The organism is Microseira wollei NIES-4236 (genome assembly GCF_020521235.1).
Taxonomy (GTDB): Bacteria; Cyanobacteriota; Cyanobacteriia; order Cyanobacteriales; family Aerosakkonemataceae; genus Microseira; species Microseira wollei.
This window is the reverse complement of the sequence record NZ_BLAY01000073.1, coordinates 1-14,873: the sequence shown is the minus strand read 5'-3', so window position 1 is coordinate 14,873 and position 14,873 is coordinate 1. Positions and strand designations below refer to the sequence as shown.

The 14,873-nt window shown below is 47.0% G+C and carries 14 protein-coding genes and 3 pseudogenes; 9 read left to right on the top strand and 8 right to left on the bottom strand.

All coding sequences use genetic code 11. The features are described from left to right. Positions 1-8: 8 nt before the first annotated feature. The 3 genes and pseudogenes from MiSe_RS23115 to MiSe_RS23110 all read right to left on the bottom strand — a co-directional run bounded on the left by MiSe_RS23115 (position 9) and on the right by MiSe_RS23110 (position 2,124). Entirely contained in the window at positions 9-206 is a 198-nt protein-coding gene (locus MiSe_RS23115) for a hypothetical protein (RefSeq protein ID WP_226585269.1), read from the bottom strand. Positions 207-704: 498 nt separating this feature from the next. After that, positions 705-1,464, bottom strand: a pseudogene (locus MiSe_RS53965) (IS200/IS605 family accessory protein TnpB-related protein); the annotation flags it as partial. Between the two features lie 417 nt (positions 1,465-1,881). Next, on the bottom strand, positions 1,882-2,124 hold the full coding sequence (locus MiSe_RS23110; protein WP_226585267.1) for a hypothetical protein: 243 nt from the start codon (positions 2,122-2,124) through the stop codon (positions 1,882-1,884). A gap of 233 nt (positions 2,125-2,357) precedes the next feature. Here MiSe_RS23110 and MiSe_RS52880 point away from each other — a divergent pair, with 233 nt between their 5' ends. Beyond that, positions 2,358-4,133: an MASE1 domain-containing protein gene (locus MiSe_RS52880; protein ID WP_373872849.1), complete on the top strand. Its 1,776-nt coding sequence runs from the start codon at positions 2,358-2,360 to the stop codon at positions 4,131-4,133. A 35-nt stretch (positions 4,134-4,168) separates the two neighbouring features. Here the strand turns inward: MiSe_RS52880 and MiSe_RS23095 are convergent, their stop codons facing one another. Beyond that, on the bottom strand, positions 4,169-4,315 hold the full coding sequence (locus MiSe_RS23095) for a hypothetical protein (protein ID WP_226585264.1): 147 nt from the start codon (positions 4,313-4,315) through the stop codon (positions 4,169-4,171). Positions 4,316-4,455: 140 nt separating this feature from the next. On the opposite strand from MiSe_RS23095, the pseudogene MiSe_RS23090 reads away from it, so the two are divergent. From MiSe_RS23090 to MiSe_RS23060, 6 genes and pseudogenes are all read left to right on the top strand, one after another. Then, positions 4,456-5,298: pseudogene (locus MiSe_RS23090) on the top strand (PP2C family protein-serine/threonine phosphatase). Between the two features lie 67 nt (positions 5,299-5,365). Next, positions 5,366-5,935 carry a slr1658 family protein gene (locus tag MiSe_RS23080; protein ID WP_507770163.1) on the top strand — a complete coding sequence of 190 codons (570 nt, stop codon included), beginning with the start codon at positions 5,366-5,368 and terminating at the stop codon, positions 5,933-5,935. A 193-nt stretch (positions 5,936-6,128) separates the two neighbouring features. Beyond that, positions 6,129-6,473, top strand: coding sequence for a slr1659 superfamily regulator (locus tag MiSe_RS23075; protein WP_226585255.1), 345 nt, complete (start codon positions 6,129-6,131; stop codon positions 6,471-6,473). Positions 6,474-6,683: 210 nt separating this feature from the next. Then, entirely contained in the window at positions 6,684-7,601 is a 918-nt protein-coding gene (locus MiSe_RS23070; protein WP_226585253.1) for a GGDEF domain-containing protein, read from the top strand. Positions 7,602-7,936: 335 nt separating this feature from the next. Beyond that, positions 7,937-8,242 carry a hypothetical protein gene (locus tag MiSe_RS23065; RefSeq protein ID WP_226585308.1) on the top strand — a complete coding sequence of 102 codons (306 nt, stop codon included), beginning with the start codon at positions 7,937-7,939 and terminating at the stop codon, positions 8,240-8,242. A 140-nt stretch (positions 8,243-8,382) separates the two neighbouring features. Then, entirely contained in the window at positions 8,383-10,110 is a 1,728-nt protein-coding gene (locus MiSe_RS23060) for a succinate dehydrogenase/fumarate reductase flavoprotein subunit (protein ID WP_226585251.1), read from the top strand. Between the two features lie 96 nt (positions 10,111-10,206). On the opposite strand, the pseudogene MiSe_RS23055 reads toward MiSe_RS23060, so the two are convergent. Next, positions 10,207-10,970, bottom strand: a pseudogene (locus MiSe_RS23055) (Uma2 family endonuclease). Positions 10,971-11,563: 593 nt separating this feature from the next. Between MiSe_RS23055 and MiSe_RS23050 the strand changes: the two are divergent. After that, complete coding sequence (locus MiSe_RS23050; protein WP_226585249.1) at positions 11,564-12,175, top strand: PEP-CTERM sorting domain-containing protein; 612 nt, start codon at positions 11,564-11,566, stop codon at positions 12,173-12,175. Between the two features lie 360 nt (positions 12,176-12,535). Beyond that, positions 12,536-13,288, top strand: coding sequence for a hypothetical protein (locus MiSe_RS23045; RefSeq protein ID WP_226585247.1), 753 nt, complete (start codon positions 12,536-12,538; stop codon positions 13,286-13,288). On the opposite strand, the gene MiSe_RS23040 is transcribed toward MiSe_RS23045, so the two are convergent. The 3 genes from MiSe_RS23040 to MiSe_RS23030 are packed head-to-tail and all read right to left on the bottom strand — an operon-like array spanning position 13,268 to position 14,323. Beyond that, the gene (locus MiSe_RS23040; protein ID WP_226585245.1) at positions 13,268-13,444 is read right to left on the bottom strand and encodes a hypothetical protein; all 177 of its coding nucleotides are present in this window, start codon (positions 13,442-13,444) and stop codon (positions 13,268-13,270) included. The two genes, MiSe_RS23045 and MiSe_RS23040, sit on opposite strands and share 21 nt — an antisense overlap. Continuing rightward, positions 13,441-13,578 carry a hypothetical protein gene (locus MiSe_RS23035; protein WP_226585244.1) on the bottom strand — a complete coding sequence of 46 codons (138 nt, stop codon included), beginning with the start codon at positions 13,576-13,578 and terminating at the stop codon, positions 13,441-13,443. Before MiSe_RS23035 ends, MiSe_RS23040 begins: the two co-directional genes overlap by 4 nt. Positions 13,579-13,606: 28 nt before the next feature. After that, on the bottom strand, positions 13,607-14,323 hold the full coding sequence (locus MiSe_RS23030; protein WP_226585306.1) for a Uma2 family endonuclease: 717 nt from the start codon (positions 14,321-14,323) through the stop codon (positions 13,607-13,609). Positions 14,324-14,873 lie beyond the last annotated feature (550 nt).

The window sequence follows — 14,873 nt, the reverse complement described above, 5'->3', positions numbered from 1 at the left end:
CCCAAATATTAGCTGGATTCCGTTTCTCCACTTCGTTGATGACAAAGTGCGACGTTTGCACCCGCCCCCATCTTGCCGCCGCTGATGGGACCAATAGACTTCTGCAACAACTCTTGTGGGGTGGGCATCCTGCCTGCCATAGAGGGTAGTTTTTGGAGAGGTGTAATGCCAAAGTTTCCACTTTGCCGGTAGACTTCGCCAGCCATGACTATTTTCCTTTCTGAAAGGTGAGGTCTTATATCAGTTTTAGCCTATTCCTTTAAATTGTTACCTATAATAATTATGGACAGCATTGCCAAAAGCTGAACTAGGCGGCAACGATGGTGACAGCAAGACTATTTAACGCAAGTTGCTAGTTATAAACTTTGCCGTTGCTAATTGCTAATTGCTAATTGCTAATCTTGGATTTTTACCAATCTCGCCATTAGCCTCGTGACCAGGGCAGAGCCTAGTAACGCCATTAGCCGCTGCCAGAGAGATAACTAGCAACTTGAGTTATTTATCCAAAACCTGGATGGGTGTGGCAATACCCGCAACCAAATGAGGACACCCGCTATGCTGGGTCTCTGATGCTGTCAGTGGTGGAACTGGTTCACTATCTAGTGTTTGCGACTCAGCTTGGTGTCGCGTATGCATTTTACCACTTTTCTGACTCCTACTCTGGGCGTTGCGCTTCGCTATTCCTGGTTATGATCTCCTGTATTTCAAGTGCTTGCTGGAGCAATACCAGTCCTGATGCATGAATTTGACACTCTCATGAAAGACAGCCGATGAGATTCTGCGGACAGAGAAGACTTAGGTTTTTGCCAAAGTCTAACTCTCGCTACGGTTGTCAAAGACCGTCTACCCAGTAAGCCTAAGTCTAAGCGAAGAAAAGCTGGCTACTTTTTTTAAAATGTTTGCGGCACCATTAAGATCCGCATTAACAATTGATTTATCAGCCCCACGATACAAACCCCGCAAAATTCGCTTACCGATGCTTTCCAACCCAAAGGTTTTTCGCCATATTTGGGCAGGGATTCACCATCTTGATAGCTACTTTTAGAGGTATAGGATTCTTCAGTTTATACAAACCGAATACCGTGCATAACGCCAAGCTGTTTCAATCGGTATTTCAATTTTACCAATGGCATCTGAACGAACTTTTGGTTGTTAACCTTGCCTAAATTGGCATCAGTTTTAAACCCTTGGTTCCAACCAATAACCAAAGTTCCAATCCCGCACTTCAAACAATGTTGAACAATCAACTTCGCCGCCTTGTTAACCCCCGAAGCGCATCTGATGATTGCGCTTGCGGGTAACTCGGTCTAACCAACTATCCCAATATGCTTCCGGCTTCCCCTCTTTCCGAGTTGATACCTTTTTGTTCCACAATTGATTCATCGCCTTCATGGCGCGAGCATCAATCAGCAGAGAATTGCCCAGCGTATCAACCCAGGCAGCTAAATTATCGGCGGTTGAAACGGCTGTTTTTTTTCTCGAAAAGTCGAGGGGCCTTTTTGGCGAAGTACAAAGCTAAGACGTTGACGGTGCAACCCGCAGCGCCAGCTCTATACTGTGAAACTCCCTATCGCCAATGATAACTAACTTATACTTTAGAGTAGATCTACCAAAACCTTTCGGTTTTAAAATAAAACCTTCAAATCAAGTTCCCTGTAAGAACTGTCGATACTTTTCGGGTAACTTTTATCTCAAATGTGCGGTACATCCTGGTACAGTCCTCACCAAAGAAGCGAGCAATTGCGCTGATTACTCGCCTGTGGATGAGAAACCAGCGGCATCAAACTTAGGACTTACGCGCAAGTTCCCGGTTTTTACGCAAAATCCCCAGTTGGGAAGTTAAAGAGCCACGAAAAAACCGGGTTTCTGCCCCCGCGTGCGTCAGTCCTGAAACTCTGGCGATAGTAGGTGAGTATAAATAAACTTGACGCGGAGATACCCGACTTTTTGGAAAAGTCGGGTATCTGGCTTTTTGCCGACCCGTCGCCCATATTTGTGCGGTATAAAAACACACAAAGTAAAGTCTAAAACCGGGTGGCGAGGCGCGAGAATAACAGGACTGACGCAGGACCAACCCATCACCAAAGTAACTTGGCAGCGAACGCGAGTGCGGAAGGGAGGCATATCTCTAGTTACTTGCTCGAGGATTTTTCCCAGAAACTTTGGTGATTTGCGTAAGTCCTGAATAAGTCAAAAGCATCCGGAAGAGAGCAAAATATAATGTAAATAACTCAATAATCACTTTAAAAGAATAACCTGCGGGTGTGTCTGGGGTAGAGCTTAGGGATCTGTATAGCTTAACTACAAAAAATGCCCTTATTTTTTAGGCGAAATTAACCCTAGCAAAGTATCAAATTATGAGAAAAACAAACCTCCTGTTAGGTAATTTGGCGCTCGCTACGCTGTACTATCTTGGAGCTAGGCTGGGATTTTTATTGAGTATCTCCGAGGGAAATGCCTCGTCGGTATGGCCTCCATCCGGTATAACCTTAGCGGCTGTGTTATTAGGTGGATATCGGTTGTGGCCTGGTATTTTGCTAGGAGCGCTTGCGGCAAATATCCTCAATCTGGCAAGCGGACACCCGTTGTTGATTGCCCTTGCTGTAGCATGTGGTGTTGCAACTGGGGGAACATTGGAGGCGGTGACAGGAGCTTGGCTCAATCAACGCTGGTGCGGTAAAGGCAATCTATTCGATCGAGGTCACAATATCATCAAATTCGTAGCCGCAGCAGCGCTCAGTTGCACGACTAGCCCGACTTTGGGCGTCCTCAGTCTGTGTTTGGGCGGTTACGTTCCCTGGAGTGCGTTTGGATATAGTTGGTTCACTTGGTGGATAGGGGATCTCACGGGGGTACTGGTACTAACGCCGCTGATCTTCACTTGGTTTCATCCAATTTTAAATTTTATATCGAGAATTTTCAGTTGCGGCTGGCGTGGGAGATTCAAAAGTTCAAAATGGGCAGAGTTCGGACTCTGGCTGCTGCTGGTGGGGATAATTACAAATATTGCGTTTGGGTTTAGATATCCGATAGAGTACCTGATGATTCCCTTGCTCGTGTGGGCGGCGTTGCGATTTGGGAAACGGGGAGCCACCTTAGCCATCTTTTTGGTTGCGGCGATCGCAATTGTCGGTTCGGTCTACGGAGTCAGTTCATTTATTCGCAGTACGCTGTACGAATCCCTGTTACTTTTGCAAACCTTCGTCGGTTCGGTAACGGTAACAACCCTGATATTATCTGCCATCATCAACGAACGGGAAAGCGCTAAAGCCGAACTGGAGAAAGCCAATCAAGAACTAGAATACCGAGTCGAGAAACGCACCGCCCAATTAAAAGAAGCCAACGGGGAAATCACCCGCCTCAACCAACGCCTGCAAGCCGAAAACCTCCGCATGGCTGACGAACTAGCCGTGACGCGCAAACTGCAACAGATGATTTTACCCAAACAATCCGAATTAGAATCGATCGACCAATTAGAAATAGCCGGTTTTATGGAACCCGCAGCGGAAGTTGGCGGCGACTATTACGACGTTCTCAAACAAAATGGTCGCATCAAAATCGGCATCGGCGACGTAACGGGACACGGCTTAGAAAGCGGCGTACTAATGATTATGGTACAAACAGCGGTGCGAACGTTACAAGCTAGTAACGAAACCGATCCGGTAAAGTTTTTGCAAGTAATAAATCAGATCGTTTACGACAACGTGCAGCGAATGAATTCAGATAAAAACCTGAGTTTAGCTTTGCTCGACTATCAAGGGGGTTTGCTGCGCTTAAGCGGACAACACGAACAAACAATCGTAGTCCGCGCCGGGGGACTGGTGGAACGCATCGATACGATAGACTTAGGCTTTCCCATCGGTCTGGAAGAAGATATAGGCGATTTTGTCTCCTCCGCCGACGTCGAGTTGCATCCCGGAGATGTGGTAGTGCTGTATACTGATGGGATTACAGAAGCCGAGAATACTCTCGGCGTGCAATACGGACTAGAACGGCTGTGCCAGGTAGTTAGCCGCAACTGGGAAAAATCTGCCGGTGAAATTAGGCAAGCTGTAGTTGACGACCTACGGCGGCATATCGGCCAACAAAAAATTTACGATGATATCACTTTGGTAGTTTTCAAGCAAAAATAGGGAATCATATCCAATCCGGTGCTAATTGCTAATTGCTAATTGCTAATTGCCCCTACAGGTCGTAATTCCTTAGCAACGGTCAACGATATCATAGAAGCGATGTCTTGGGTTCTCAACGCCATTTTAATTAACCCCTCAATGCTGATGGTCTGATTCCAGAAGATGCTAAAAAAGCCATTCATATCATGTCCCTTCGCAACGGTTGTGTAATTGCTAATAGCTAATCGCTAATGGCTGATCTGGAGGCAATTGAAAATTAGCAATTAGCAATTAGCAATTAGCCAGTTCACAAGAGAGAGAGAATTTAGCTGAATTAAATCTCATGGCAATCTTAGAACAAAAAGTCCAAGAGCGTACCGCTCAACTGGCGCCAGCCAATGCCGAAATTCTAGTGTTGAACAAACGCCTAAAAGCTGAAAATATCCGTTTAAGCGCTGAGCTAGAAGTGGCTCGTAAACTGCAACAAATGATTTTACCAAAAGATGCAACACTCGCTCAAATTCCCGAATTAGAAATTGCAGGCCCCTCCCAACCCGCAGCCGCAGTAGGGGGAGACTACTACGATATCCTGCAACAAAGCGATCCGATCAAAATTGGCATGGGGAACGTGACGGGACAAGGCAGAGAAAGCGGCGTGTTAGCAATCGTGGTGCAAACCGCCGTGGGGACGCTGCTGGCTACCAACGAAACCGATACGGTGAAATTCCTCAAGGTTCTCAACCGCAAGATTTACGACAACTTGCAGCAGATGAATTGCGATAAAAATCTCACCTTCGCCTTACTAGACTATCAAGGAGGAATGCTGCGCTTAAGCGGACACGAACAGCTAATTGTAATCCACTCTGGCGGCTCGGTAGAACTGATTGATACTATATATTTGGGCTTTCCCCTCGGCATAGTTTCAGACATTGCCGATTTTGTCGCCTACGCAGATATACAGTTAAACTCAGGAGATGTCGTGGTGTTGTACACCGATAGAATTACATAAGCAGAAGATATTAATGGGGTGCAATACGGATTAGATAGACTATGTGAAGTAACTCGCCGCAACTGGCATCGATCCGCCGCCCTTATCGGGCAAGCAGCGATGGCAGACTTGCGGCACCATATCGGCGACCAAACCGTCTATGATGATATCACCTTGCTGGTGTTCAAGCAAAAATAGGTAATGGCTAATGGTTAATCTAACCAATCAACAATTTCCCATCTCAAATCCCCCTGACAAAATAGCTATGGCTCAAATCTTTGGAGACTTCATTGCAGATATCCCAACCAGCGAGGAATACTTAATTATAGGGTTTTCACCCAGTTCCATCCCCCTGAAGCAGCGCTGGAGAAATAATGGTTTATCGGCTGATTTTATCGCCGACTATTTTACCACTTTCTTTCCCGGTGACCCAGCTCCTGACAAAGGAATTACCATGAAAGCCGAGGTCAAGAGCGCCGTCAGCTTTATCGCCAATGAATTACTAGAAAATGCCATGAAGTTTAGCGACGAAACCTCCCATTACCCCGTCACGATTCAACTGAATTTGAAGAGTAACAATATGGTGTTCTGGGTGACTAACAGCATCAGTTATCAACAAATAGAGAAGTTGCAGACATTCATCCAGGACTTAACGCTCAACGATCCTGGCGATTTGTTTATTCGTAGACTAGAAGAGCCTAGCGACGGCGAATCCGGGTTAGGCTTACTGACAATGGTCAATGATTATCAGGCTAAACTAGGCTGGAAGTTCGAGACTGTCCAAACAGATCCTTTAACGATCGCCGTGACTACAATGGTGCAGTTAAAAATTTAACACACCCACCGGCGGCTGGGATGGGTGGATTTGAACCAACACCCTCTTCTACATAACAGATTAACTTTCAGGCGTGGGTTTGACCTTTCCCAAGCACATCCGTTGTGCGTGGGTGTAAGCTACCTAACAGAGCAGTTTCCTCAGAGTAGGAAAAACTTCCAACGGCCAATTAAAAATTTAAGGTTTGAGGCTCATGGAGATTAGAACCGAACATTACAGCATCTACTACGACAAACTAACTGAAACAGCGATCTTTAACGGCTCTCTGCGGCTGAGTGGCATCGAAGAATACTATCCGATTGTGCAGCTGCTCAACGACCTAGCCGAGCAACAGCCGTCAACAATTACTCTCAATTTGCGTCAGCTTGATTTTCTCAACAGTTCGGGAATAAACGTTCTGTCAAAGTTTGTAATTAAGGTGCGTGAAAAAGGAAATATTCAGATGGTAGTTCTTGGCTCTAACGAAGTCCCCTGGCAGGGAAAATCGTTAAAGAATTTGCAGCGGCTAATGCCTTCATTGAACCTAGTTTTGGAATAGGGACTTCAGTTGGCTGTATGGTAAGCATAGAAAAACCAGGACTTACGCAAGCGCGTTGCCAGAAACCCGGTTTCGACCTCGTTCGCGCAGCGTGCCGGAGGCATATCTCTGGTTTCAAAACCCACGATAATTCCTTGAAACCGGGAACTTGCGCGTAAGTCCTAAAAACCTGACGATCGTATATTTGTAATTGGCGCAAATCTCAAACCAATGCCAGAAGAACCATCCATAGAAGAGCTGCTAGAGGAGATAGAAAACTTGCGCCTGGAAGTGGACACCTTAAAGCGAGAAAAGGCCGATCTGGAAATCTTGCTAGATACTACCACTGCCCATGCTGATAGTATCGTAGAAATGTTGCACGCAATGTCTCTGCAACTGCACGAGTCGAACAAAAAACTACAAGCCGAAATTGCCGAACGCCAGCGAACTGAAACTGCACTCAGATCGTCTCAATCAGAACTCGAGTCTTTGTTAGCAATTGTCAGTCGGGACAAAGCCGATCTGGAAATTATGCTGGAAACAACAATTCAACATGGCGATTTGATTGAAGAACTGTTGCATAACCAGTGTATCCGCGATCCTCTCACGGGTTTGTTTAACCGCCGCTTTGTAGGTAACTTTCTAGAAAGGGAACTCAATCGTTCGTTGCGCGAGCAACAAGCTTTGGGTGTCATCATGTTCGACATTGACCACTTTAAGCGCTTTAACGACACTTTTGGTCACGACGCTGGGGATGTGGTTTTGGCAGAAGTCGGGCGATTTTTGCAACACAGTATCTCTAATTCTGATATTGCCTGTCGCTACGGGGGCGAAGAGTTTATGCTCATTTTGCCAGAAACCGATTGGGAAAATACCGAACAGCGAGCCGAACAACTGCGCGATGGCATCAAGCACCTGAAATTACAATATATGCATCAGCCGCTGGGTGGCATTACCGTCTCTCTGGGGGTGGCTTGTTTTCCCGAACACGGTACTTCTGGCGCGGAACTGATCCAAGTCGCGGATTTGGCGCTATACCGTGCTAAGGCTTTGGGACGCGATCGCGTCGTAACTGCCAAGTGTTTGAAGGACTTGCAGCAACTCATCCCTTCTTTGCCGCTGGAACTAGAACAAAAATTCCCCTTTTAGTTGACAAAAAATATCAGTTTTTTAGCGACGGTGAATCAGCCTAGTGTTGGGAATGCCAACTCTGCATTCTAAGGCAAAAACCATTCCCAATCGGGTATTTTTAGATTTTCTTCCCCAGCTAAGCTTCACCGTTACCGATTAACCATCAGCAAAACCTCTACCCAGCGATAGAGAGCGAACGCTCATTCACCCCAAGAACGATTTGCTCTCCCTCAAAATCCAGCAAATTGTAAAGCTTTATTGCAACGCTTTAAAAAAATATTGAAAAATCAGCCAAACCCCGTTCAAACCATTACCCTAGAAATTTATAGGTTCTGTTGAGAGATAGGGATATGATGGATAAATTACAAAGATACCGCTTGGTCTGCACCCTCACCTTTGGTGATATCTACGGTCAAATCATCATTTGGTTAATTGTTATTTTCGCCAGCCTTGCCTCGGCACTTGCTTTGTGGAGTACCACCCGTCAGATCTACGCCATCATGACAGTAGGGTTGATTGTGGTAATATCCCTGCCTTTCTTGCTGTTTGCTTTCGTCACCACCCTGCTCAATCACATTGAGTTTGCCCCGCTGGAATCCAATCAAACCACTCGCACAGGGCCGATTCACATGCCTAACCAAGAAGCGAGGGCAACTTGAGGGAATGCAAGGATTTTAGATTTTAGATTTTAGATTGATGTTGAAGATCTAAAATTCGCCCTGAAGAATTTCCCTGCCCTTGGGTAGGGACTTTTTTTTGAGCCACCATAGATTGGCAACTATTTCTACAGAAGGAATATATGCTGGAACACGACGTGATTATTGTTGGCGGTGGATTGGCTGGGTGTCGCGCGGCGGTGGAAATTGCCCGCACCGACTATAGGCTAAACGTAGCCGTCGTAGCTAAAACCCACCCGATTCGTTCCCACTCGGTCGCCGCTCAAGGGGGGATGGCGGCGACGCTGAAAAATGTCGATACGGAAGATACCTGGGAAGCTCATGCCTTTGATACTGTCAAAGGTTCCGACTATTTGGCAGACCAAGATGCGGTAGAAATCCTGACTCGCGAAGCACCCGGTGTCGTCATCGATTTAGAACACATGGGCGTGTTGTTCTCCCGCCTACAGGATGGCAGAATTGCCCAGCGTGCCTTTGGCGGACATTCCCAGCGACGCACTTGTTACGCTGCGGATAAAACGGGTCACGCCATTTTGCACGAATTGGTGAATAACCTGCGGCGATACGGCGTTCGCATCTACGACGAATGGTATGTGATGCGCTTGATATTGGAAGAAGGACAGGCGAAGGGTGTGGTGATGTACCGCATCGAGGATGCGCAGATTGAAATCGTGCGCGCCAAGGCGGTAATGTTTGCTACCGGCGGTTATGGACGAGTTTACAATACCACCTCGAATGATTATGCTTCGACGGGCGATGGTCTGGCGATGTCAGCGTTAGCGGGCGTGCCGTTGGAAGATATGGAGTTTGTGCAGTTTCACCCCACGGGGTTGTATCCGGTGGGGGTGCTGATTTCCGAGGCGGTGCGAGGGGAAGGGGCGTATCTGATTAATAGTGAAGGATCTCGCTTCATGTCTACTTATGCCCCCAGTCGCATGGAACTGGCTCCCCGCGATATTACATCGAGAGCGATCGCTAGGGAACTTCGCGCCGGACGCGGTATAAATCCCGACGGCAGTGCAGGCGGCCCCTTTGTCTACCTCGACTTGCGCCACATGGGCAAGGAAAAAATCATGACCCGCATTCCCTTCTGCTGGGATGAAGCTCACCGCCTGCTGGGCATCGATGCGGTAAACGAACCCATCCCCGTGCGCCCCACGGTTCACTATTCGATGGGGGGCATTCCCACCAATACAGATGGGCAAGTGCGAAGCAGTCCAGAAGGTTTAGTCGATGCCTTCTTCGCCGCCGGGGAATCTGCCTGCGTCTCCGTTCACGGCGCTAATAGATTGGGAAGTAATTCTCTCCTGGAATGCGTTGTGTATGGAAAACGCACTGGCGCGTCTATAGCACAATTCGTCCAAAATCGCAAGCTTCCAGATATTGACGAGCAACGCTACCTGAAGGAAGCGCAACAACAAATACAATCTCTGTTTGACCAAGCGGGACAGCAGCGCATCAATCAACTGCGGCAAGCGTTCCAAGACTGCATGACCCAGCACTGCGGCGTGTTTCGCACCGAGGCGAGTTTGCGGGAAGGGTTGAATCAGTTGCAACAGTTACAGGAGCAATATCAGCAGATTTATTTGGATGACAAAGGTAAACTTTGGAATACCGAAATTATCGAAGCGTTGGAACTGCAAAATTTGATGGTTGTAGGTCAGTTGATTATCGCATCTGCTCTCAATCGTACCGAAAGTCGGGGGGCGCATTGTCGGGAAGATTATCCCGAACGGGATGATGGCAATTTCCTCAAGCACACGATGGCGTATTATTCGCCTGCGGGGATTGATTTGCAATATCTACCCGTGGCGATTACGATGTTTGAACCGCAGGAGAGGAAGTATTAACTCAAATTGCTAATTGCTAATTGCTAATTGCTAATTGCTAATTGATCGTGGTTCCGGATCTCCCATTAGCTATTAGCCATTAGCCATTAGCAAATATTACAATTGTTCCGGGTCGATGCCGCGATCGCGCAATTTCTCGCTCAAAGCTTGATAGCGTTGTTGTTCTTGTTCTAGTTGAGCGTTCGCTCAGCGTGCGGTCGGCATATCCCATTGTCTGCACGTTGACGTTCCTCTTCGGCACGCTGACGTTCCGGTTCTCTGAGTTGATCGAGTTCAACAGAAGTGAGAAACTTTTGTCTATCTGGGCGATAAATTTCTAGGGTGTCTTCTTTGAGTTCAAATCGAATCCCTAACCTTGGACTCGTCCAACCATTCATCTGTTCAATGGGTTCTAACCAATCTCCAGAACGGGTAAAACCTGTTAATTCTATATCGTCTGGGTCATAAATGTCATATTCTTCCACCCCATAGCGTAGATAAAAGATGGCCTTTTTGGTCATCTCTGCTTCGCGATTTCCTGGGGAGAGAATTTCAAAGACAACTTGGGGGATAACATTCTCTTCTTGCCATTGTTTCTAGGAACCGCGTTCGCGAAGCGTCGACCCAGGAGAATCGCCTTTCGGTCTGCCAAAGACAACCATTGCATCGGGTGCAGTGCGGATTTTATTATTTCCTTCTACGGGATACCACAGCAAATCGCCTGCGACAAAGACATTATCGACGTTGGCAAACAAGATTTCTAGATTTTCTTTAATCGTGACAATCGGGCGAAATTGTTTTGTATTGTCTGCAATTGGTTGTCCGTCGCTATCGGGGTAGATGATTTCTTTTGCAGTTTGCGGGGGGAGTTGTTGTACCATTGCCGTTTGTGGGTCGGATGGGCTGATTTTTATGGTAGCTTTTGGGGATTGGGTTGGTTTGGCAACTAGAGATCTACGTAGAAACACGGTTTCCAGGAGCGTCGTGCGTAAGTCCTCAATAGTGCTCTGTCTTAGTCAATGAGCGCACTTGAGAGGGTAAAAGCCTACTGCTGGAATCCAGATAGAGCAAAGGCTTAAACAGGATTTTGCTCTTTTTCATTCAAATCTCGGCTCAATCCCAATATCTCTTTATCGAAAATTTATATAGTTTCACCACAACCTTTTACGCATTATGACGGATGACAGCCCCGCAACATCAGTGTTTTGGCTGAAATTTGACTCCTGATAGCGATATTTCTATCTATTTTTATATGTAATTTTTCGATGAAGATTGGCTCAAACTGTGGACGGCACTGATGGGAGTATGTAAATCTGTTTTCAGTAATAACTCTTAGATGAGCGCGAAATTACGGAACTGAGTAATTTCTATAGATATTGATGGGGTAGCTTCTACTAATACGAAAATTATCGCGAATCGCTCTTTTAGAGTAATTATCACTGTCAAACTTAACTTGTTTGGGAAATTCAAAATAATGGCTACCTCAACCTTGATGAAAAAATTATCAATGGCTACAGCTGGAGCCGCATTGATGGTTCTGAGCAGTGTTAGTACGGCACGGGCGGCCTTGTTCACAATGTTCTATGATGTTCAACAGACCAATGGCAAGTACCTCTACGACTTCGATCTGACGCAGACTGACACTGTAAGCCCTGACACAACCCTGAACTGGATCGTCTTTTTCGACAAGCCTTGGTTACCGCCATATACATCACAGCCAAACTCAGACATTATCAATGCTCAGCTGGTGGGATCTGCTCCTGCGCCTTTCACTGATCTGACATCTTCTGGCGGCGGTCACAATGGACCAACTTTCCTCGATACGAGTCTTTGTTTTCCTAATAATTGCGATCTTAATTCCACAGGCTGGAAGCCCACGGGGATTGGCGATAAGCTGAGCTGGAAAATCCTTGCTGACAACCTAGTTACCGATATTAAATGGACTAACCTTCACGGATCAGGCGACTCCCAAAACAACGTTATGCATGATGCCGTGCAAAAAACTGCCGTACCAGAGCCTTTTTCTATCTTTGGTTTAATAGCGATCGGTGCCTTGGGTGTCGGTTCTTTACGGAAGCGCCAATAGAAACAAGCCGCTTAGCATAACACCCTAAGTTTATGACTGCTGTGTCTTCCATCGGGAGGCACGGCTGTTTTTTAGTTTGAGTGTCTTTGAAGCTTTCAACAAACTCAAACCAGGCTCAACAAATATTTCCAACCCGTTTTAACGGGTTTTAGCATAATAACTGATATTTATTTCAAAGCTTTTTAATTAAGTGCTATTCCACCCTACTGTCACTGCGGTTGCAGTAATTAATGTAAAAATTTGTAGCTTTTTTAGTCATTTTTCAAATAAAAAGCCACAACTGGATAGGGGTGCTATTTGTTTTAATTTGGCGCAAGAGCGCCAATTCACCAGGTGATAAACTCGCAAAGGAAAGAAGAAATGGCAACTTTTAATCTTGGGGCGTTGAGTAGCACCCCCATTTCTCGCAACGAACAGGTAAGTAGTAGCGATCGCACCGATATATTCCAGTTCAGCTTAGGTAGCAAGAGAAACTTCAATCTCGCTCTTACGGGCCTCCCAACAGGGGTTCAGGCGGCTGTATCGGTGTATAAAGATACCAATAATAACTCGATCTTGGATGCAGGCGACCAAATTGTTGCTAGCACCTTTCAAGATGGCACAACGAACGCAGATAGCGCAATTAATCGGCAAGCCTTCACAGCAGGAACCTACTTTGCTAAAGTTACTTATGGCAGCGGCGACCCAATCGATTACAAGCTGTTTTTATCTGCCACTCCATCTGGTCCGGGTACAATCTCACCCAGTAACTTGCTACCCAAAGAAGTCGAAATTGGTGACCTTCTAGGTTTAACAGGCGTAGGTAGCAGAACCTTCGATGACTTAATCGGCAATGTGGACACCGCTGATGTCTACCACTTCCGGGTAGATTACGATGCCACGTTCAGGGCAGCTCTCACCGGACTAAGTGCGGATGCCGATATCCGACTGATTAAAGATTTTAACAGCAATGGGATTGTCGATCCAGGCGAGACGATCGCTCGTTCCATGAATGGTTACACCGCACCGGAATCTATCACCGCCAGCTTGGATGCCGGAGACTACTTTTTCCAAGTCTATCAATACAGCGGCGACACCACCTATCGCCTCAATCTATCGGCGTCGTTGATTTGACGAGCAAATTAAGTCCAGCGCGAGTATAAAAGACTCTTCGGCGAGTCGGAAAGACTCTTCGGCGAGTATAAAATACTCTTCGGCGAGTCGGAAAGACTCTTCGGCGAGTCGGAAAGACTCATCGCTGAGTCGGAAAGACTCTTCGGCGAGTATCAAAGACTCATCGCTGAGTAGGAAAGACTCATCGCTGAGTCGGAAAGACTCATCGCTGAGTAGGAAAGACTCATCGCTGAGTCGGAAAGACTCATCGATGAGTAGGAAAGATTCTTCGGCGAGTCTGGGAGACTCATCGGCGTCCCATGTATCGGGTGCGAGATATTACAATTGTTCGGGGTCGATGCCGCGATCGCGCAATCTTTCGATCAATGCTTGATAGCGTTGTTGTTCTTGTTCTAGTTGAGCGATCGCATTGTCTGCACGCTGACGTTCCTCTTCGGCACGCTGACGTTCTTGTTCTCGCAGTTGATCCAGTTCAACAGAGGTAAGAAACTTTTGTCCATCTGGGCGATAAATTTCTAGGGTGTCTTCTTTGAGTTCAAATCGAATCCCTAACCTTGGACTCGTCCAACCATTCATCTCATCAACTGGTTCTAAAAAATTCCCAGAACGAATCAAGCCAGTTAATTCTATATCGTCTGGGTCATAAATGTAATATTCTTCCACTCCATAGGCTTGATAAAATATCGCCTTTTGGGTCATCTTTCTGGCGCGATTGCCGGGAGAGAGGATTTCAAACACTACTTGTGGGGGAATATTATCTTCTTCCCATTGTTTGTAGGAACCGCGATCGCCTTTGGGTCTGCCAAAGACTACCATTGCATCGGGTGCTTGACAGATTTTATTATTTCCAAGGACGGGATACCACAGCAAATCGCCTGCGACAAAGACATTATCGACGTTGGCAAACAAGATTTCTAGATTCTCTTTAATCGTGACAATCCAGCGAAATTGTTTTGTATTGTCTGACATTGGTTGTCCGTCGCTATCGGGGTAGATGATTTCTTTTGCAGTTTGGGCGGGGAGTTGTTGTACCATTGCCTTTTGTGGCTTTGAGGGGATGATTTTAATGGTAGCTTTTGGGGATGGGGCGGCAGGCGATCCGTGGTAGGGGCATGGCATCAACAATATGGTTCGATTAGCCACAGGATCTAGGATGCCGTGCCCCAAAAGCGCCAGGGGATGGGGCGGCAGGCGATCCGTGGTAGGGGCATGGCATCAACAATATGGTTCGATTAGCCACAGGATCTAGGATGCCGTGCCCCAAAAGCGCCAGGGGATGGGGCGGCAGGCGATCGATGGTAGGGGCACGGCATCAACAATATGGTTCGATTAGCCACAGGATCTAAGATGCCGTGCCCCAAAAGCGCCAGGGGATGGGGCGGCAGGCGATCGCTGGTAGGGGCACGGCATCAACAATATGGTTCGATTAGCCACAGGATCTAAGATGCCGTGCCCCAAAAGCGCCAGGGGATGGGGCGGCAGGCGATCGCTGGTAGGGGCACGGCATCAACAATATGGTTCGATTAGCCACAGGATCTAAGATGCCGTGCCCCAAAAGCGCCAGGGGATGGGGCGGCAGGCGATC